The sequence below is a fragment of the Sphingobium sp. B8D3A genome (genome assembly GCF_025961995.1).
In the GTDB taxonomy this organism is placed as follows: Bacteria; Pseudomonadota; Alphaproteobacteria; order Sphingomonadales; family Sphingomonadaceae; genus Sphingobium.
This window is the reverse complement of the sequence record NZ_JAOQOS010000001.1, coordinates 1,839,911-1,859,073: the sequence shown is the minus strand read 5'-3', so window position 1 is coordinate 1,859,073 and position 19,163 is coordinate 1,839,911. Positions and strand designations below refer to the sequence as shown.

At 65.4% G+C, this 19,163-nt stretch carries 16 protein-coding genes; 4 read left to right on the top strand and 12 right to left on the bottom strand.

Translation table 11 applies throughout. The features are described 5' to 3' along the window. Positions 1–92 precede the first annotated feature (92 nt). Positions 93–521 carry a ketosteroid isomerase-related protein gene (locus M2342_RS08550; RefSeq protein WP_264578761.1) on the top strand — a complete coding sequence of 143 codons (429 nt, stop codon included), beginning with the start codon at positions 93–95 and terminating at the stop codon, positions 519–521. Continuing rightward, positions 518–1,111 carry a GNAT family N-acetyltransferase gene (locus tag M2342_RS08545; protein ID WP_264578760.1) on the top strand — a complete coding sequence of 198 codons (594 nt, stop codon included), beginning with the start codon at positions 518–520 and terminating at the stop codon, positions 1,109–1,111. Before M2342_RS08550 ends, M2342_RS08545 begins: the two co-directional genes overlap by 4 nt. A gap of 3 nt (positions 1,112–1,114) precedes the next feature. On the opposite strand, the gene M2342_RS08540 is transcribed toward M2342_RS08545, so the two are convergent. Further along, positions 1,115–3,685, bottom strand: coding sequence for a TonB-dependent receptor (locus M2342_RS08540; RefSeq protein WP_264578759.1), 2,571 nt, complete (start codon positions 3,683–3,685; stop codon positions 1,115–1,117). A gap of 192 nt (positions 3,686–3,877) precedes the next feature. Between M2342_RS08540 and M2342_RS08535 the strand changes: the two genes are divergently transcribed. Beyond that, positions 3,878–4,372, top strand: a complete 495-nt coding sequence (locus tag M2342_RS08535) for a nuclear transport factor 2 family protein (protein WP_264578758.1) — start codon at positions 3,878–3,880, stop codon at positions 4,370–4,372. A 9-nt stretch (positions 4,373–4,381) separates the two neighbouring features. On the opposite strand, the gene M2342_RS08530 is transcribed toward M2342_RS08535, so the two are convergent. The 9 genes from M2342_RS08530 to plsY all read right to left on the bottom strand — a co-directional run bounded on the left by M2342_RS08530 (position 4,382) and on the right by plsY (position 13,945). Next, on the bottom strand, positions 4,382–5,116 hold the full coding sequence (locus M2342_RS08530) for a 3'(2'),5'-bisphosphate nucleotidase CysQ (RefSeq protein ID WP_264578757.1): 735 nt from the start codon (positions 5,114–5,116) through the stop codon (positions 4,382–4,384). Next, complete coding sequence (gene cysN, locus M2342_RS08525) at positions 5,113–7,047, bottom strand: sulfate adenylyltransferase subunit CysN (RefSeq protein ID WP_264578756.1); 1,935 nt, start codon at positions 7,045–7,047, stop codon at positions 5,113–5,115. Before cysN ends, M2342_RS08530 begins: the two co-directional genes overlap by 4 nt. Continuing rightward, the gene (gene cysD / locus M2342_RS08520) at positions 7,047–7,952 is read right to left on the bottom strand and encodes a sulfate adenylyltransferase subunit CysD (protein ID WP_181559499.1); all 906 of its coding nucleotides are present in this window, start codon (positions 7,950–7,952) and stop codon (positions 7,047–7,049) included. The genes cysN and cysD overlap by 1 nt, the downstream gene beginning before the upstream one ends. Positions 7,953–8,127: 175 nt before the next feature. Further along, complete coding sequence (gene topA, locus M2342_RS08515) at positions 8,128–10,713, bottom strand: type I DNA topoisomerase (RefSeq protein WP_264578755.1); 2,586 nt, start codon at positions 10,711–10,713, stop codon at positions 8,128–8,130. 73 nt (positions 10,714–10,786) lie between these two features. Then, the gene (locus tag M2342_RS08510; RefSeq protein WP_264578754.1) at positions 10,787–11,416 is read right to left on the bottom strand and encodes a DedA family protein; all 630 of its coding nucleotides are present in this window, start codon (positions 11,414–11,416) and stop codon (positions 10,787–10,789) included. Between the two features lie 78 nt (positions 11,417–11,494). Next, the gene (locus M2342_RS08505; protein ID WP_264578753.1) at positions 11,495–11,797 is read right to left on the bottom strand and encodes a hypothetical protein; all 303 of its coding nucleotides are present in this window, start codon (positions 11,795–11,797) and stop codon (positions 11,495–11,497) included. A 57-nt stretch (positions 11,798–11,854) separates the two neighbouring features. Next, positions 11,855–12,235, bottom strand: coding sequence for a hypothetical protein (locus tag M2342_RS08500; RefSeq protein ID WP_264578752.1), 381 nt, complete (start codon positions 12,233–12,235; stop codon positions 11,855–11,857). A 1-nt stretch (position 12,236) separates the two neighbouring features. Continuing rightward, positions 12,237–13,328, bottom strand: a complete 1,092-nt coding sequence (dprA, locus tag M2342_RS08495; protein ID WP_264578751.1) for a DNA-processing protein DprA — start codon at positions 13,326–13,328, stop codon at positions 12,237–12,239. After that, positions 13,325–13,945, bottom strand: coding sequence for a glycerol-3-phosphate 1-O-acyltransferase PlsY (gene plsY / locus M2342_RS08490; RefSeq protein WP_264578750.1), 621 nt, complete (start codon positions 13,943–13,945; stop codon positions 13,325–13,327). The genes dprA and plsY overlap by 4 nt, the downstream gene beginning before the upstream one ends. A 147-nt stretch (positions 13,946–14,092) precedes the next feature. On the opposite strand from plsY, the gene M2342_RS08485 reads away from it, so the two are divergent. Further along, entirely contained in the window at positions 14,093–14,842 is a 750-nt protein-coding gene (locus M2342_RS08485) for a ParA family protein (RefSeq protein WP_181559492.1), read from the top strand. A 10-nt stretch (positions 14,843–14,852) separates the two neighbouring features. Here M2342_RS08485 and M2342_RS08480 read toward each other — a convergent pair whose 3' ends face one another. Together M2342_RS08480 and M2342_RS08475 are read right to left on the bottom strand one after the other, a co-directional pair. Continuing rightward, a complete protein-coding gene (locus M2342_RS08480) occupies positions 14,853–17,216 on the bottom strand; it encodes a putative bifunctional diguanylate cyclase/phosphodiesterase (protein WP_264578749.1) in 2,364 nt (787 codons plus the stop codon). Between the two features lie 76 nt (positions 17,217–17,292). Beyond that, on the bottom strand, positions 17,293–19,011 hold the full coding sequence (locus M2342_RS08475; protein ID WP_264578748.1) for a fatty acyl-AMP ligase: 1,719 nt from the start codon (positions 19,009–19,011) through the stop codon (positions 17,293–17,295). Positions 19,012–19,163: the final 152 nt, after the last annotated feature.

Sequence of the window (19,163 nt, the reverse complement as noted above, 5' to 3'; positions counted from 1 at the left end):
CAGGCACGGGCGGTTCGGGCGCATCTTGCGCTCGATTGTTGAACCGTGAATAGGTTTGCGATCCGCCTCCCATGGATCACGAAAGACCTGCGATGACCTCAGCAAGCCAGACCCGCGCCCTTCTCGCGCGCTATTATGACGCCTTCAATGCCGGCGATGCCGAGACCATGCTGGCCTGCCTCGCCGACGATGTGGTGCATGATATCAATCAGGGCGAACGGGAATCCGGCAAGGACGCCTTTCGCGCCTTTCTGGGCCGCATGGACCGCGCCTATCGCGAGCGCCTCGCCGACATCGCGCTGATGGTGAATGAGGATGGCAGTCGCGCCGCGGCGGAATTCATCGTCCATGGCGAATATCTGGTCGGCGAGGACGGCCTGCCTCCCGCGCATGGCCAAAGCTATGTGCTGCCGGCTGCGGCCTTCTTCGAGGTGCGCGATAATCTGATCCGCCGTGTCACCGTCTATTATAATCTCGCCGACTGGATCGCGCAGGTCAGCCGGGAAGACGCGCCAGCGTGAGCAACCTGACCGTCGAGACGCTACGGGACCGCGAGGCGCGCCATGCCGCCATCGACGATCTCGCCCGCCTGCGCATCACCGTCTTTCGCGAATGGCCCTATCTCTATGACGGCTCGGTCGATTACGAGCAGCGCTATCTGAGCGCGTTTCTCGACGGCGCCGATGCGGCGTTGGTCATCGCACGGGATGGCAGCGCCATCATCGGCGCCGCCACCGCCTCGCCGATGAGGGGGCAGGACGAACCGCTGCAGGCGCCATTCCGCGCGCAGGGCATCGAGGTGGATCGGCTCTTCTACTTCGGCGAGTCCGTGGTGCTCGGTGCCTATCGTGGCCACGGCCTTGGCCACGCCTTTTTCGATGCGCGCGAAGCCGCCGCACGCGAGGCCGGGGCGATGGCGACCTGCTTTTGCGGCGTCATTCGCCCTGCCGATCATCCGCTCCGCCCCGCTGAGGCCCGCGACCTTGGCCCATTCTGGCGCAAGCGGGGCTATCAGCCGCTGGAAGGCGTCATGGCGGAATATCGCTGGAAAGACATCGACCAGACGGACGAGACCAGCCACCAGATGCAATTCTGGTCCCGCGACCTGTAGTGCCTAGAACAGCTTGCGGACGCTCAACCGGACCGTGCGGCCCAGCGGATCGATGAAGGCAGGCTGATAGGCGAAGGGCACTGCGCCATTGCCATCCGTGACACGCTGGCGCGCATCGAAGACGTTGTCGACCCCCAGCTGGAGCCGCGCGCCGCGCAGGAACGAGGCTTTCTCGATCAGGCCGGGCATCTGATTGAAGTTCACGAACGCCCGCACGTCCACCTTGGCCAGCGCCCCAAAGCGCAGCTGGCTGGCCGGCAGCCCTGCCGTGCCATTGACGCGCGAGGGGCTGCGCCAGCTGCCGGTCAGCCGCAGACCATAGCCGCTCTGCGAAACGCCGGTGCGCAGCTCGATCAGATGCCGCGACGGCCCGCTGGTGTCGCCCAGCGTATCGCCATCTAGCAGATCGAGCACGGGCAGGCTCGGGGCCAATTGCGTGGTGTTGGTCAGCGCCCACTCGTGATGGATGGAGAAGTCGACGCGTCCGCCGCCGCCACCGCCTGCACCGCCCCGTCCACCGGGACCACCGGGACCAAAGCCGCCCGGCCGGGGGCCGGGTGCATCGCCCGGAGGGGGTCCATCCGCTCCGGGTGGGGTCTCGGCTCCGGACTGCCCGCCCCTGCCCGGCCGATCCGCACCGCCCGTTTCCCCGCGCGCGGCCCGCTCGGCCTGCCGCCGCTGGAACGCAGCCCGCATGGCATCGATCTGGCTCTGCGGGGTGGCAAGGCGCTTGCTGAAGCTGAAACCCCAGCGGAGCACTTCCCGCGTCTGCTCGGCGATGTTGATCGGGCGCAGGTCCACCTGCGTGAGGCGGCCGCTTTCATCGCGCGCGAACCGCTCCGGGAACGCGCCGATCGTGTCCGCCGTCACGCCCGGAAAGGCCGACACGCCACCCTCGGTCGCGCGGCGATTGTAGGATATGTCGAACCGCAGGCGCGGCTCGCGTAGCACCGAGATGTCCGCCCCGAGCCGGAACGTCTTCACCCGCGCCTTGTCGAGATCGGGATTGCCGCCGGTGATCGTTGTCACCAGCACGGATTCGCCGCGCGCGAAATCGAAGATCGGTACGAAGGGCGTAAAGGTCTGCGCATCGCCGATCTGGGCCACCGTCGCGGCGGAGTCTTCATCGCTGTAACCGGCCGAGAGGGACAGGAAGCCGAGAGGCGACCAGTTGAGACCCAGCCCGAAGTTCCGCAACGTGCCGGCATCCGAATAATGATCAAGCCCGAGCGTGGCATTGGCGGACATGCGCCCGATGCCCGAGGAGGCGGGCATAAGGGGAATATCCACGGTGAGCGACCCGGTCGCGCTGTCCCGCCCAAGGTCGCGAACCGAGGGGATCAGATCGCGCTCGCGCATATTCTCGATCCGCGTGAGCGCGCCGCCCAGCTTCATCGTGGCCATGACCTCACCGGCCGGCAGCCTGAACAGCGGCCGGTTATGGATGAAGGTGACATCCGCCGTGTCCGAGGTGCTGCGTGTGAGGTCCGCAGCGCGCGCGTTGAGAAAGGCGGCATCGATCGGCAGGCTGGGGTCAGCCGCCGGATCGCCTGCCGCCAATGCGTCGGCATAATCTGACAGATCGAACGGGCGGCCCGTGATGACGCGGCTCTCGGCACGCGCATAATTGGCGGTGAGCGTCCATTGCCCCGTGCTGCGCTCGGCATTGACGGTGAGGCCGACCGTGCCGGTCTGGCTCTTGGAGGCGCGCCCCAGAGCGCCGGCGCCCGCCAGTTGCGGGTAGAAGAGCAGATCGTCGGTGCCCGGCACATAAGGCGATCCGGCGGGAATCGTCACGCCCGGCAGGGTTAGGCCGACGAGACTGTCCCGCCGGTTGGTGACCATCTCGCCGCTCAGCGTCGCCTTGGTGCGTTCGCCCAAGGGGCGGCTATAGCTGGCATTGAGCGTCAGCGTCTCCTGCGCCGGCTGAAGACTGCGCGCCGGGCTTTCCGCACGGTTCAGCCCACGGTCGCTCTCCAGAATCGGATCAACGCTCTCATGCTCGGCGCTGATGTTCACCCGCTGGCTGTTGCGGATCAGGAATAGGCCGCCCTCCAGCTCCAGCGAAGCGCCATCGCCCGCGGTCGGCACCCGGCCGTCGACCTCAGCCGTGACCGCGCGGAAGCGCTGGCGCAAGACGATGTTCATCACCTTCTGGTCGGCGCCGTAACCATAGCGAAGGCCAACCTCTTCCGGCAGGATGTCGATCCGCGCTATGGCTTCGGCCGGCAGGCGGGCGATCTCGCGGAAGCCGGAAATGCGGTGCCCTTCGAGCAACGTCACCGGCGGCTTCCCGCTCGCGCTCTGCAGCTCAGGACCGAGTTCGGTCAGCAGGTCGCTGATCGTGCTCACGCCCAGGGCCCGGATGTCCGCAGGGCGCAGCTGCAACTCAGGGGTGGCATTGCCGATGACCGCGCCCCGCTCGCGCTGACCGCTCACCACGATCTCCTCGATATCCGTCCCCACGCCCTCATCGAGGTGGGTATCCGCTTCTTGCGCCCGCGCTGCGGTCATCAGGGCAAAGGACGAGGTCGCCAGGAACAGTGCGGCGGCAGTGCGTCGGTTGGCGGGCATAGAAACCTTCAGAACGAGGGAGAGCCGAGGCTCGACCGGATAGGGATGGCAAACAGCGAAACAGGTCCATTTCTGGCCTGTCCGCCAAGACCGCATTGCAAAATGCCGCCGCCGCCTTCAATCCTGCAATTTGTACTAAAATGTCACCCTGCCCGTAGCGGGGATGGCACAGCATATGAGGAGAGGCGCGCAATGACTTTGCCGATCGAAGACAGGCTCGGCCTGCAGGATCTTATCGCCAACTACAGCTGGGCGCTGGATACCGGCGATGTCGATGGGCTGGTCGCCTGCTTCACCCCCGATGCGCGCATGGTGGAAGAGGTCTTCGAAGATCCCGACATCTGGGAGGGCCATGAAGGCATTCGCGGCATTGCCGAGCATTATCGCAATGCGCCGGGCTTTCCGGGCCGGCAGCATCATGTCACCCAGACGCAGTTCGTGCCGCAGCCGGACGGATCGGTAAAGATGCGCTCCTTCGCTTTCGTGACCGAATGCGAGGGCGAGCCGCCCTATCTGCTGCGCTTTGCCGGCTGGTATGACGACCATGCCGTCAAGGGCGCGGACGGGGGCTGGCTGTTCCATCGCCGCACCGTGCGCCTTTGGGATGGGGAAGTGCTGAAGAACTTCCCCGGCAAGGGCGAATGGGTGCCGCGCAAGCGCCCGGAATCGCTGATCATCAAGCGGTAAGCCCGCCCGTCACCCCGCCTTCGCGCCGACCAGGTCCAGCACCCGATCGGCGTATTCGGGGCGGCAGATCAGCAGATCGGGCATGTAGACATCGGCCTGATTGTAGCGCAGCGGTGTCCCGTCGATGCGCGAGCAATGCAGGCCATGGGCGAGCGCGACGGCGACGGGTGCGCAACTGTCCCACTCATATTGGCCGCCGCTGTGCAGGTAGATATCCGCCGCGCCGCGCACGACCGCCATGGCCTTGGCGCCGGCCGAGCCCATCGGGACCAGCTCGGCACCCAGCGCCTGCGCGACCGACAGCGCCTCGGGCGCCGGGCGAGTGCGGCTGACGACCATGCGGGGCGTCGCAGGTGCCGGCGGCACGGCGATGGGCCGGTCCGAGCGCATCACCAGCCCCATGTCCGGCAGGGCGACGGCGCCAAGCGACGCCACGCCATCCACGGCGAGCGCGACATGGACCGCCCAGTCCGCTCGCGCCTCGCCATATTCGCGCGTGCCATCGACCGGATCGACGATCCAGACGCGGGACTTGGCGAGCCGATCCTTTGTGTCGCGGCTCTCTTCGGAGAGCAGGCCGTCGTCGGGTCTCTCGCGTCCGAGGACCTGGCACAGATAGGCATTGGCGAGCGCATCACCCTCATCGCCGAGCGCCTTTCCGTCGAAGCGCGCTTCATCCCGCAAGGCGAGCAGCCGCCGGCCCGCTTCCTCCGCGAGGTGCGCGGCCAGCTCTGCGTCCGTCACAGATCCGGGCTCCACACGCCCACGATGCGCTCGACGATGAGGTCCGCCGCCTGCTCGGGCGTGAGGGCCTGGGTGTCGATGCGGATTTCCGGCTTCTCGGGCGCTTCATAGGGACTGTCGATCCCGGTGAAGTTCTTGAGCTCGCCGGCACGGGCCTTCTTGTAGAGGCCCTTGACGTCCCGGCGCTCCGCCTCGGCCAGCGGGGTATCCACGAACACCTCGATGAACTCGCCGGCCGGCAGCATCGCGCGGACCATGTCCCGCTCGGCGCGGAAGGGCGAGATGAAGGCGGTGATCACGATCAGCCCGGCATCGGCCATCAGCTTGGTCACCTCACCGACGCGGCGGATATTCTCGATCCGGTCGGCCTCGGTAAAGCCCAGATCCTTGTTCAGGCCATGGCGGACATTGTCGCCATCAAGCAAGAAGCTGTGCCGCCCCAGCGCGAACAGCTTCTTCTCGACGATGTTGGCGATGGTCGACTTGCCCGAGCCGGACAGGCCGGTGAACCACAGCACCGCAGGCTGCTGGCCCTTCTGCGCCGCATGGGCCTCGCGGCTGACATCCATCGCCTGCCAGTGGACATTCTGCGCCCGCCGCAGTGAGAAGTTCAACATTCCCGCCGCGACGGTGGAATTGGTGATCTTGTCGATGAGGATGAAGCCGCCCAGCGTGCGGTTCTCGGCATAAGGCTCGAACACGATAGCCTTGTCGGTCGTCAGTTCGGCAACGCCGATGGCATTCAGCTCCAGAGTCTTGGCTGCGAGATGCTCCATGGTGTTGACGTTGACGACATATTTGGGCGGCTGGACCGTCGCGGAGACAGTCTGCGTGCCGATCTTGAGCCAATAGGCCCGGCCCGGAATCAGGGCATCGTCGGACATCCACACGACGGTGGATTCGAACTGATCGGCCGCCTGCGGCGGGTTTTCGGCGGACGCGATCACATCGCCACGCGAGCAGTCGACCTCATCGGCAAAGCAGAGCGTCACCGACTGGCCGGCAACGGCTTCGTCCAGATCGCCATCCAGCGTGACGATACGCGTGACGGTGCTGGTCTTGCCCGAGGGGAGCACGCGGATGGCATCACCCGGCTTGATCGCGCCGCTGGCGACCAGGCCCGAGAAACCGCGGAAATCCAGGTTCGGCCGATTGACCCATTGCACTGGCATACGGAACGGGCGGGCCTGATCCGCGCTGTTATCAACCTCGACCGTCTCCAGATAATCGACCAGGGTCGGCCCCTGATACCAAGGCGTGTTGGTCGAGAGGGTCGTGATGTTGTCGCCCTTGAAGCCCGAGATCGGCATAGGCACGAACTGCTCGATGCCGATTTCCTTGGCGAAAGCGGCATAATCCGCCACGATCTTATCGAACACGGCGCGGTCGTAGCCGACCAGATCCATCTTGTTCACGGCGAGCACGATGTGGCGGATGCCGACCAGCTTGGCGAGATAGCTATGCCGCCGGGTCTGGGTCAGCACGCCCTTGCGCGCGTCGATGAGGATCACGGCAAGATCCGCCGTGGAGGCTCCCGTCACCATGTTCCGGGTATATTGCTCGTGACCCGGCGTATCGGCGACGATGAACTTGCGCTTTTCTGTCGTGAAGAAGCGATAGGCGACGTCGATGGTGATGCCCTGCTCGCGCTCGGCGGCGAGACCATCGACCAGCAGCGCGAAGTCGATCTCCTGCCCCTGCGTGCCGACGCGCTTGCTGTCGGCCTCCAGCGCGGCAAGCTGATCCTCGAAGATCATCTTGCTGTCGTAGAGCAGCCGCCCGATCAGGGTCGACTTGCCGTCATCCACGCTGCCGCAGGTGATGAAGCGCAGCAGCGACTTGTGCTGATGCTGCTCCAGATACGCATCGATATCCTGCGCGATGAGGGCATCGGTCTGGTAGACCGGCGTCTCGAGGGTGGCGTCGGCCATCAGAAATAGCCCTCCTGCTTCTTCTTCTCCATGCTCGCGGCACCGCCATCCTTGTCGATGATGCGGCCCTGCCGCTCGCTGGTGGTGGTGAGCAGCATTTCCTGAATGACCTCCGACAGCGTGCTCGCCTCGCTCTCGACCGCGCCGGTGAGCGGATAGCAGCCCAATGTGCGGAAACGGATCGAGCGCATCACCGGCTCCTCGCCGGGGCGCAGCGGGAAGCGCTCGTCATCCACCATCAGCAGCATCCCGTCGCGCTCCACCGTCGGGCGCGGCTGCGCGAAGTAGAGCGGCACGATGGGGATGCGATTGAGCTGGATATATTGCCAGATGTCCAGCTCGGTCCAGTTGCTGATCGGGAAGACGCGGATGCTCTCGCCCTTGGCCTTCTTCGCATTGTAGAGATTCCACAACTCCGGGCGCTGATTCTTGGGGTCCCAGCCATGGCTCGCGGTCCGGAAGGAGAAGATGCGCTCCTTAGCGCGGCTCTTCTCCTCATCGCGGCGCGCGCCGCCGAAGGCGACGTCGAAGCCGTAGAGATTGAGCGCCTGCTTGAGGCCCTCGGTCTTCCACATGTCCGTGTGCAGCGGGCCATGATCGAAGGGGTTGATGCCCCGCTCCTTGGCCTCGGGATTCTGGTAGACGAGCAGTTCCATGCCGCTTTCTTCCGCCATGCGGTTGCGCAGCTCGTACATCGCCTTGAACTTCCATGTCGTATCGACATGGAGCAGCGGAAAGGGCGGCGGCGCGGGATAGAAGGCCTTGCGCGCCAGATGCAGCATCACCGCGCTGTCCTTGCCCACCGAATAGAGCATCACCGGCTTTTCCGCCTCGGCCGCCACCTCACGCATGATGTGGATGCTCTCGGCTTCGAGGCGTTCGAGATGCGTGAGCGTACGGGTCATGGAAAGTCCTGGACTGGATGTGCCGGTGGCATTGTCGATCAATCTTGGCCGATTAATCTGGCCACGCTGCTAGCCCAGCACCAGAGGTGGTGCAGCAAGCTTTTCCTACGATCCGCCACAGTTTGGCTTGGGCAGTCGCGCCTGACCCTGCGACTGCCCCGTGGAAAGCGGGCCCTTAAGCCTCTTCTGCTGCCTTCTTCTTGGCCGGTGCCTTCTTCGCGGCAGGCTTCTTGGCTGCGGCCTTTTTGGTTGGCGCCTTGGCGGTCGCGGCCTTCTTCTTGGCCGGTGCCTTCTTGCCCTTCTTCTTGGCCGGCGCGGCGGCCGCGCGCGCATCGATAAGCTGAGCCGCTTCCTCCAGCGTCAGCGCATCCGGCGCAACGCTCTTGGGCAGGGTCGCATTGGTGGTGCCATCAGTGACATAGGGGCCATAGCGGCCTTCCATCAGCTTGATCTCGGCCTCTGTGCGGGGATGTGCGCCCAGTATCTTGAGCGGCTCGGCGGCCTTGCGGGCGCCGCCGCGATTGGCGGCATCGGCCAGCTTCGCGACGGCGGCATTCATGCCCGTCTCGAAAATCTCGACCGTCGAGCCCAGCCGGGCATATTTGCCCTCATGCGCTAGATAGGGGCCATAGCGGCCGAGGCTGGCGACGATCGGCTTGCCGGTCTCGGGATGGTCGCCGATCGTGCGCGGCAGCGAGAGCAGCTTGACCGCCCAGTCGAGCGTCAGTTCGCCATCCGGCAGATCCTTGGGGATCGAGGCGCGCTTGGCCTCCTTACCATTGCCCATTTCGACATAAGGCCCGAAGCGACCCGACTTGCGCAGGATAGGCTCACCGGTCTCGGGATGCTTGCCAAGCTCCTCGGGCCCGGTGTCTGCCTCGCCGCTGCCCCCGGGCTGGCCGAATTTGCGGGTGAACTTGCACTCGGGATAATTGGAGCAGGCGATGAATGCGCCGAAGCGCCCGCCGCGTAGTGACAGGCGCCCGTCCGCGCACAGCGGGCAGGCACGCGGATCGCTGCCGTCGGCCCGCTCCGGGAAGAGCATCGGCGCGAGGAATTCGTCCAACTCCGCGGTGATCTCGGACGGCTTGCGATCCATGATCTCGACCGTCTTGGGCTTGAAGTCGCGCCAGAAGGCTTCCAGCACCGCCTGCCACTGGGCCCGGCCGCCGGAAATCTCGTCCAGCTCATCTTCAAGACCGGCGGTGAACTCATAGGCCACGTAGCGCTCGAAGAAGCGCTCGAGGAAGGCCGTCAGCAGCCGCCCGCTCTCCTCGGCGAAGAACCGGTTCTTCTCGACACGGACATAATCGCGATCCTTGAGCGTCTGGATCGTCGAGGCGTAGGTGGACGGGCGCCCGATGCCCAGTTCCTCCAGCCGCTTGACGAGGCTCGCCTCGCTGTAGCGCGGCGGCGGCTGGGTGAAGTGCTGCTCGGCGCGCACATCGCGCTTCGCCGGCTGATCGCCTGCGGACATGGCAGGCAGCAGCTTGCCGTCCTCATCCGCGACATCGTCGCGGCCTTCCTCGTACAGCGCCAGGAAGCCGGGGAACAGCACGACCTGCCCGGTGGCGCGCAGTGCGTGCTGGCCGGTGCCGTCAGTGAACTCGATGGCTGTGCGCTCCAGCCGTGCTGACGCCATCTGGCTCGCGAGCGCGCGCTTGAAGATCAGATCATAGAGCTTGGCATGAACGCCCGAACCCACGCTCTCGCGCGTGAATTCGGTCGGGCGGATCGCCTCGTGCGCTTCCTGCGCGTTCTTGGCCTTGGTTTGGTACATGCGCGGCTTGTCCGGCAGATAGCCGCCGTCATAGCGGTCCGCGATGGCCTTGCGCGCGGCGGAGATGGCGCTGCCATCCATCTGTACGCCGTCGGTCCGCATATAGGTGATCGCGCCGTCTTCGTAGAGCTGTTGGGCGACGCGCATGGTTTCGTTGGCTGAAAGACCGAGCTTGCGCGCGGCCTCCTGCTGCAGCGTCGAGGTGGTGAAGGGCGGCGGCGGATTGCGGGTAGCCGGCTTGGTCTCGACCGAGGCGACGGTGAAGCGCCCGGCCTCCACATCAGCCTTGGCAGCCTTGGCATCGCCCTCCTTGCCGATGGTCAGCCGGTCGATCTTCTCGCCACGCCAGCGGACCAGCCGCGCCTCAAAGCTCTGCCCGGCCTGCTCCAGATCGGCCGTGACGGACCAATATTCCTGCGGCGTGAACGCCTCGATCTCGCGCTCACGCTCGACGATGATGCGCAATGCAACCGACTGAACGCGCCCGGCGGACTTGGCGCCGGGCAGCTTGCGCCACAGCACCGGCGAGAGCGTGAAGCCGACCAGATAATCCAGCGCGCGACGGGCGCGATAGGCATCGATCAGATCCTCATCGAGCGCGCGCGGCGCCTTCATGGCCTCCGTCACGGCGGCCTTGGTGATGGCATTGAATGTCACGCGATCGACCAGTTTGGGCAGCGCCTTCTTGTTGCGCAGCACTTCCTGCACGTGCCAGCTGATCGCCTCACCCTCGCGATCAGGGTCAGTCGCGAGGATCAGACGGTCGGCCTTCTTGGCCTCGTCGGTGATCGCCTTGAGCTGGCGCGCCTTGTCGCCATAATTTTCCCAGGCCATCGAGAAGCCGTCGTCGGGATCGACCGAGCCATCCTTGGCCGGCAAATCTCGAACATGGCCATAGGATGCCAGCACCCGGAAGTCGCCTCCCAGATATTTTTCGATGGTCTTGGCCTTGGCCGGCGATTCGACGATGACGAGTTGCATAGAGTTCCGCTAACGATCCTTACGTGTACGCGCGAGTCTGGAAACGGCTCGGCCGCAACGTCAAGCGAAATGCTTACGCGTCGGCATCGGGCTTGTCGGCTGCCACATGCCGGCGGTGCCACGTCGCCTGCCGCCAGATATAGATCAGCACGATCAGCAGGATGATGCCGGTCGACAGCGGCCCGAGGAACTGCTCGATGTTGCTGAACCGCCGCCCGAGCACCCAACCGGCAATCGCCAGGCCGGAGCTCCATGCCGCGGTGCCGACCGTCGACCACACGAAAAAGCGGACCAGCCGCATCCGCAGAACGCCGGCGGGAATGGAAATGACCGAGCGAATGGTTGGGAGGACCCGGCCGACCATCACGATCGGCCCGCCAAAGCGCCGAAACAGGCCCTGCGCGCGCTCCACCTCGGGCCAGTCGAGCGTCAGCCAGCGGCCGTATCGCTCGATGAGCGGGCGGAAGCGATGCAGGCCGATCATCCGCGCCAGCGCATACCAGAACAGATTGCCGACCATCGCGCCCGCCGTGCCGGCCAGGATCACGCCGCCCAGCCCCATGCCACCCCGCGCGGCGAGCACGCCCGCGACCGGCATGATCACCTCTGATGGGATGGGCGGGAAGACCGTCTCCAGCAGCATGAGCAGGAACACGCCGAACAGGCCGCTGCTTTCCACGACATCAAACACCCAGCCTTGCATCGAAAACTCCAGTCAAGCGCGCACGCGTTGAGACGGGGCGGCCCCGCAAATGGCAAGCCCGCCCTGCCTCAACACCTGTCAGCGCAAATAGTTGATGATCGCATAAACGCCGATGGCGCAGATCAGAACGAGGATCGATATCACCGTGTAGCCGAAGGGCGAAATCCGCCCGATATGATCCTTGTAGAAGCGCTCATAGCCCGGCCGCAGGTCATCGCGAGCGGACAGCATCGCGACATCGTAGGAGGAGGCCTCCTTGCGATACCAGTGGAGAAGGCGGCGCAAATCGTCCTCGCTCAGGTCAGGATATGCGGCGATCAGGGTCTCGATGCGCGCCTGCGCAGCGACATCCCCGGAGTCGGGGGTCGTCAGATGTTTCATGATAATTGTCCGAAGTTCGGGTGAGATAGGGCGCCGAGAAGGCGCGATTACCGAGCTTCAGACAGAGGGAGGCGGGCGTGGGCCTTGATTACGGCGCGCCGCCTGATCGTGGGTTGGGTCTGCGCGGCCCAGCCGCGGCAAGAATTCCGGGACCGCCGCTGTGCGCCCTGCTGCCACGACATCGGGCGCATAAGGGAGCGGCGGCAGCGTGTGAGGCAGCCCCGTCTTGGCAAACTCGCTCCGCCCCGGCGGAACCAGCGCGACGTCGACGGTCGAAGCGCTGAAGGCCGAGCCGTTGCGCGGCTGGAACGTCGCCGCACCGTCCGGCCATGCCTGCACCGCGATGAGCGCAAGGAGCAACAAGGACAGCAGCCGGCGCATCATCGCACCGGGCAATCCTCGGGCCTGCCAGGCGGGCAAGATGTCAAGCGGTGCCACCTCAGGCAAGGCTCACCCGTCCCCCGGCATGGCGCTGCAAACGACCGGCAATCTCAAGCTCGAGCAGCGCCGTCTGCACGCTCGCCGGCGGCAGGCCGCTCTGCCGGATGAGTTCGTCGACCGCCACCGGGCTGAGGCTGAGCAAGCCCGTCACGCGCTGGCGTTCCGCCTCCCCCAGATCGTCGGACGGCGGCTGCGGCAGGAAGTCGCGCTGACCCGAGCGCAGCGCGCGGGGATCGAGCGACGCGATCGCCTCCACGACATCCTGCGCGCTTTGCACCAGCGTGGCGCCGTCGCGAATGAGGGCATTACAGCCATGGGCGCGCGGATCGGCCGGAAAGCCGGGCACGGCCATCACCTCCCGCCCCTCCTCGCCCGCCAGCCGCGCAGTCAGCAGCGAGCCCGAGCGCGGCGCCGCCTCGACCACCACCGTCCCCAGGCTCATCCAGGCGATGATCCGGTTGCGGGCGGGAAAGTGGCGAGCCAGTGGCTCAGCACCGGGCGGCAGTTCGGTGAGCAGCAGGCCCTCGCGCGCAACCCGCTCCTGCAGATCGGCATTTTCCGGCGGGAAATTGACGTCGATGCCTGACCCAATGACCGCAACGGTCCGCGTGATCCCTGCCCCCTGATGCGCGGCGGTATCGATGCCGCGTGCGAGACCGGAGACCACAACGATGCCGGCCTCGCGCAGGGCATGGGCCAGTTCTCGCGCAAATCGGCAGGCTGCGGCGGAGGCATTGCGCGCACCGACGATGGCGACACAGCGCTCAACGCCCAGCCCCGCGTTGCCCCGGGCGATGAGCACCGGCGGGGCACCTTCGGCCTGGCCGAGCAGAGCCGGGTAATCCGCCTCGCCCAGAAACAGATAATGCGCGCCCAGCCGCTCGACCTGCGCGATTTCGGCATCGACGCTGTGGCGATCACAGGGCTTGAAGCGCCGGTTTCCGCCGCGCGAGGCGAGATCGGGCAGCGCCTCCAGAGCGCGTCCCGCCGTGCCGAAGCGGGCTAGCAGTTGCCGATAGGCGACCGGGCCGATATTCGGCGTCCGGATGAGCCGCAGGCGATCGTACCGATCTGCGTTGAGCGTCGTCATGCGGCGCGGGAGCTTCCCACGCGCGGTTCTTCCCCGCGCAGCAGGCGCGCGATGTTCAACCGATGCCGCCACAGCACCACGAGCGCCATGCCGGCGATGGGCGCCGCCAGATCGGGCCGGCCAATCAGCAACGCTGCCACCGGCGCGCTGATGGCCGCGCTCATGCCGCCCACCGAACTGATCCGAAACAGGGCAAGCGCGGCCAGCCAGACCGCCGCAAAGACCAGTCCGGCGATCCAGGACAGTGCAAGACATACGCCCAGCATCGTCGCCACGCCCTTGCCGCCGCGAAAACTCAGCCAGACCGGATAGCAATGCCCCACAAAGGCCATGACGCCGCCAATAGTGGCGCCGCTGAGGGCCATATCACCGACCGGCATCAGCCATGCGCCGACCATCGCTGCCACGGCACCTTTCGCGCCATCCAGCAGGAGCGTCGCAGCCGCGAGGTCCTTGCGTCCGGTGCGCAGCACATTGGTCGCGCCGATATTACCGGAGCCGATCGCGCGCAGGTCCCCCGCCCCGGCCAGCCGCGTGAGAATGATGCCGAAGGGGATGGACCCCAGAAGATAGCCGACAAGCGCGACAAGGGCCGGCAACTGCCATTGCATGGACATTCTGCTCCTGTTTCGCCGGTGACCTTTGCGCAGCGGCGGGCGATCTTGCAAGCGGGGATCGCGTGCGAGGGCTCGGCGCATGGCGCGGACGGGCCCATCGCATGACTTTAATTTGCAACATTTCTGTCATCGATCCATCACAGGATCATGGCAGCGCAACCCGAGATGAAGACAATCGCGGTGTTCAGCCTCAAGGGAGGCGTCGGCAAATCCACCTTTGCCGTCAATCTGGCATGGGCCTCGGCAAGCCTCTCGGCGCGGCGGACATTGCTGTGGGATCTCGACCCGCAGGGCGCCGCGACCTGGCTCCTGGCCGCGCAGACGGAAACGCGCGACGCCGCCCGCGCTGTCTTCGCGCGGCAGCTGGAACCGGAAGACATCTGCCAGCCCACCGCCATCCCCGGCCTTGATCTCTTGGCCGCCGACATGTCCCTTCACGGTCTGGAGCGGCTGCTCTTCGATCTGGGTAAAAAGCGCCGGTTGGCGAAGCTCCTCTCGGGCCTCGCGCAGCGTTATGACCGCGTCATCCTGGATTGCCCGCCCGGGCTCACCGAGACAGCCGAGCAGGTGCTGCGGGGCGCAGATCTTGTCGTGGCGCCGGTGATCCCCTCACCGCTCGCCCGCAAATCGCTCGATGATCTGGCCAGCATCCTGATCCGGCGCGGCGGATGGCATCCCCCGATCCTGCCGGTGTTCTCGATGGTGGACCGGCGGCGCAAGCTCCATGCCGAGGCGCTCGAAGCCCATCCAGACTGGCCGATCGTCAGCTACTCCAGCCTTGTCGAGCAGATGGGCTTCCGGCGTGCGCCGCTCGCCACTTATGCCGCCCAGAGCCAGCCGGCCGAGCAATTTGCGACGATCTGGCAAGCCATCGAGCGCCGTCTCGCCAAAGGGTGAGGCGAAAGGATTAGGCGACCTGCGTCGCCGAGCGCCCGAACAGGCCGATGCTCTCGTCTCGCGACATGGGCCGGCCGAAATAATAGCCCTGAATCTTCGAGCATCCCAGCGCCCGGATGATGTCATATTCCCCTTCGGTTTCTACACCCTCGGCGGTGGTCTCCAGCCCAAGGCTGGTGGCCATGGCCACCACCGCGTTGATGATGGCGAGGCTCTCACGCTGGCCGCGAGCGGCGCCGTGAATGAAGCTTTGATCGACCTTGATGGTGTCGAACCGTGCACGGGAAAGGTAGCCGAGCGACGAGTAGCCCGTCCCGAAATCGTCCAGCGAAAGCCGGATGCCCATTTTCGCCAACCGATCGAGCGCCTGGGACGCGCCCGTCTCCTCCTGCATGAACACGCTCTCGGTCACCTCCAGCTCCAACCGGCTAGCGGGAAGTCCGGACTGCGCCAGAGCTGCGCTGATCTGCGGGACGATCTCGGGATCGCACAGTTGCTGGGCCGACACATTGACCGAGAGGCTCACCGCGTCAGGCCAGTGACAGGCGGTCTTGCATGCCGTCTCCAGCACCCAAGCGCCAAGGCGGGAGATCAGCCTTGTATCCTCGGCGATAGGAATGAAGCGGCTGGGCGGAATCGGACCAAGCTGGGGGTGCGTCCACCGGCACAATGCCTCGAAGCCGATGACATGGCGGGACCGCGCGTTGACGATGGGCTGGTAGACCAAGTGAAATTCGCCGGCCTCGATTGCGTTGCGCAACGCCAGTTCGAGATTGCGGCGCTCCTCTGCATCGGCGTGCATCGATGCCGTGAAGCGCAGATGCTTGCCGCGCCCTGCCTCCTTGGCGCGATACATGGCCAGATCCGCACTGCGCATCAGCATGTCCGCATCCGTCCCGTCCTGCGGTGCCATGGCCGAGCCGATGCTGGCGCCGATGAACAGCGTCTGCCCATCGAGCACATAGGGTCTGGAAACGACATCGATGATCGCGCTCGCCAGCCGGTCGACATAGATGGGATCGGCCACCTCGCGTACGACCACCGCGAACTCATCGCCGCCGAGCCGACCGCAGACTTCGTTGAGCGAGCAGACGCCGCGCAAACGTTCGGCAACTTGGGCCAGAAGCTGGTCGCCGACATGATGACCGAGCGTATCGTTCACCGATTTGAACCGATCGAGATCGATCATCATGAAGGCGCACCGCGTCTGCCACGTCTGCGTGTCTTCGACGGATTTAGCCAGTTCCTCGCCCAGATTGAGGCGGTTGGGAAGATTGGTGAGCGTATCCAGCCGGGCCAGCTGCGAAATGCGCTCGTTCGTCTCCTTCTGCACCGTGATGTCGGAGCCGACGCCGCGAAAGCCCAGGAAATTGCCGGCCTCATCCAGCCGGGGAGATGCGGACAATGACCACCAGCGGCGCGCACCATCGACCGTGCCGGACAGGCACAGGTCGGAAAAGGACACACGGTCCTTGAGCTTCTCCGCCAGCACATGAAGGGCCGGGTCGAAGTCCCCGTTCGTCCAGGTCGATCCCGCCAGCACCTGAAGGATGGATTGCCCGTCCACCTCCTCCACCGTCTTGCCGAGCATCCGCGCAAAGGCCGGGGAAACCCCGGTCAGACGCCGGGCGGGGTCGGTCTGCCACAGCACATCGGCCCCGTCGCGATCATGCTCGCGCAGCAGGAGACTGACGACCTCGCGCTTTTCGGCCAGCGCCTTGCTGGTCGAGACCTGCACGCCAAACTGGTGCGCCTGCCAGAGGCTTGTCGCCAAAGCGAGCAGAGCATAGATCGCCACGACACCCGCCAGAAAGGGATCGGCATGTCGCAGCATCATCCAGACGGTGCCCGCGCCGATCGACAGGATGAAGCCACTTGCGGACAAGGGAGTCGACTGGAACGAAATGGCCACCGACGCCATCAGGCAGCAGGCGATGGTCCAGAATGTGACCACTTCTTCCGGCCTGGCTTCGCCGGTGAAGAGCACCATTGCGGCGACCCATATGGCGCCCTGCAGCCAGCAGATCGCGCCATGTCGCAACAATGCGGCCCGCGTCGCATCGGCATAATCCGACGCCACATTGACCCGGCGTAACCGCAGCAACTGCGCTTGTGAAATACCGAGCACCAACATCCAGACAATGAACATCCAGATATTGATATGGTTGAAAAACCGGGCACCCACGAGCATGGCCGAAATGGCCGTGATCGTGGTGAAGAGCCCCAGCATCCGGTCTGCGGAGCGCAACTGGCTCCCGCATACAAGGCGTGCCTGCGCCCCGGGAAGCGGGCGGAATCCGCACAACAAGCCGAGCGAAACGACTTCCGTGGCGGGCGCGGTGCGCTGGTCTGGGACGGTTGAACGCTTGGTCACGGCGCGGTCATATCGCGCGCAGGTTATCAACCCGTAAGCACGCGCTCGCAGTCTTTTACCGCGTCAACCGCCCCGATCAGGCCGCGATGTCATAGGGCACGATTTCGCCGGTCAGATACAGGGTCCGCGCCTTCGAGCGGCTGAGTTTGCCCGAGCTGGTGCGCGGCAGCGAGCGCGGCGGCACCAGTTCCACCACGCAGTTCATGCCGGTGATCGAACGGACGCGCTCGCGAATCTCTTCCCGCAGCCGTGCGCGCTCGACATTGTCGGAGACGCGGCAATGCACCAGGACGGCGGGTGCTTCCTCGCCCCCAGCGGTGGTGATGGCGAAGGCGGCAATGTCCCCCTGCTTGAAGCCGGGAAGCTGCTCCACCGCCCACTCGATATCCTGCGGCCAGTGATTCTTGCCGTTGATGATGATCATGTCCTTGGCGCGGCCGACGATGTACAGATAGCCGTCCGAAAGATAGCCCATGTCGCCGGTGTCCAGCCAGCCGTCGGCCATGCAGGCATCGGTCGATTCCTGATCGCGGAAATAGCCGACCATGAGCGAGGGACCGGTCGTCCACACCTTGCCGATGGTCCTCTCGGGCAGCGGGCCGCCGAATTCGTCGCGGATTTCGACAGTCATGCCCATCACCGGCTTGCCGCAATTGACGATCGCGCGGAAGCGCTGCGGGCGATCCTCCACGGCATGGCCGCCGGACAGTTCGGTTTCCTCGACCAGCTCCACCATGATGCCTTCACCCGGTGGCATGATGGTTACGGCCAGCGTCGCTTCAGCCAGGCCATAGCTCGGCAGGAAGGCCTTCGGCGAGAAGCCCGCTTCCGCAAAGGCATCCACGAACTGCTGCATCACATCCGGGCGGATCATGTCCGCGCCGTTACCGGCCAAGCGCCAGCGCGACAGGTCGAAGCGCTCGGATGCCCGCGTCTGGCTGGACATGCGACGGGCGCAGATATCGTAACCGAACGTAGGCGAATAGCTGATCGCGGTGCCCTGATGGCGCGAGATCATATCCAGCCACGCCAGCGGGCGGCGCGCGAAATCCTCGGTCTTGAGGTAATCGGTCGAGACCTGATTGGCGACGACCGACAGGAAGCAGCCGACCAGACCCATGTCATGATACCAGGGCAGCCAGCTGATGCAGCGGTCGCTCGCGATCAGCTCCATGCCGTGGCTATGCGCGGCGAGATTGCTGAGCAGCGCCTTGTGGGTCACCGCCACGCCATGCGGAAATCGCGTCGATCCACTGGAATATTGCAGATAGCAGATGTCGTCCGGACCGGCCTGCGGCAGCGCACAGGCTGCAACGGGTGCCGCGAGGAAGTCATCGAAGCTCAGCGGTTCCACGCCCTTGCGGCGCGCGGCCTCACCGGCCATCTCGCTCAGCTCGGTAGGGAAGAGCAGCATGATCGGGTCGCAGCTGTCGAGCTGGACGCAAAGCTGGTCGATATAGCTTTCCTTGCCGCCGAAGCTGGTGGGCAACGGTAGCGGCACAGGCCAGGCACCGGCATAGACAACGCCGAAGAACAACTGGGCGAACTCGGGGCCGGTCTCGGCGATCAGGGCGATCCGCTGCTGGGGCTGGACACCCCGCGCGATCAGCCGATAGGCGCAGGCCAGTGCATCGCCGCGCATCTCCGAAAAGGGATAAGGACGCGCAAGATTGCCGCGGGCATCGTGAAAGTTAACTCCACGAACACCCTGCGCCGCATAATCAAGCGCGGCACCCAAAGTATCGAAATCGGCAAAGCGCCGCTCAAGCCGATCTTCCGTCGGTGTTGGCTGCATCTTAAATGACCCTTCTTTTTCCGCCAGATATCATCCCCTTAAGTCAAGGCATGGCGGCTGTTCTCTTGCGTCTACGCCTGGCTGGCTTGCGCTTGTCTGAACCGAAAAGCCGCATTCTATGCCTGGCCCTACCCCGTTCTTGCGCGAGTTAG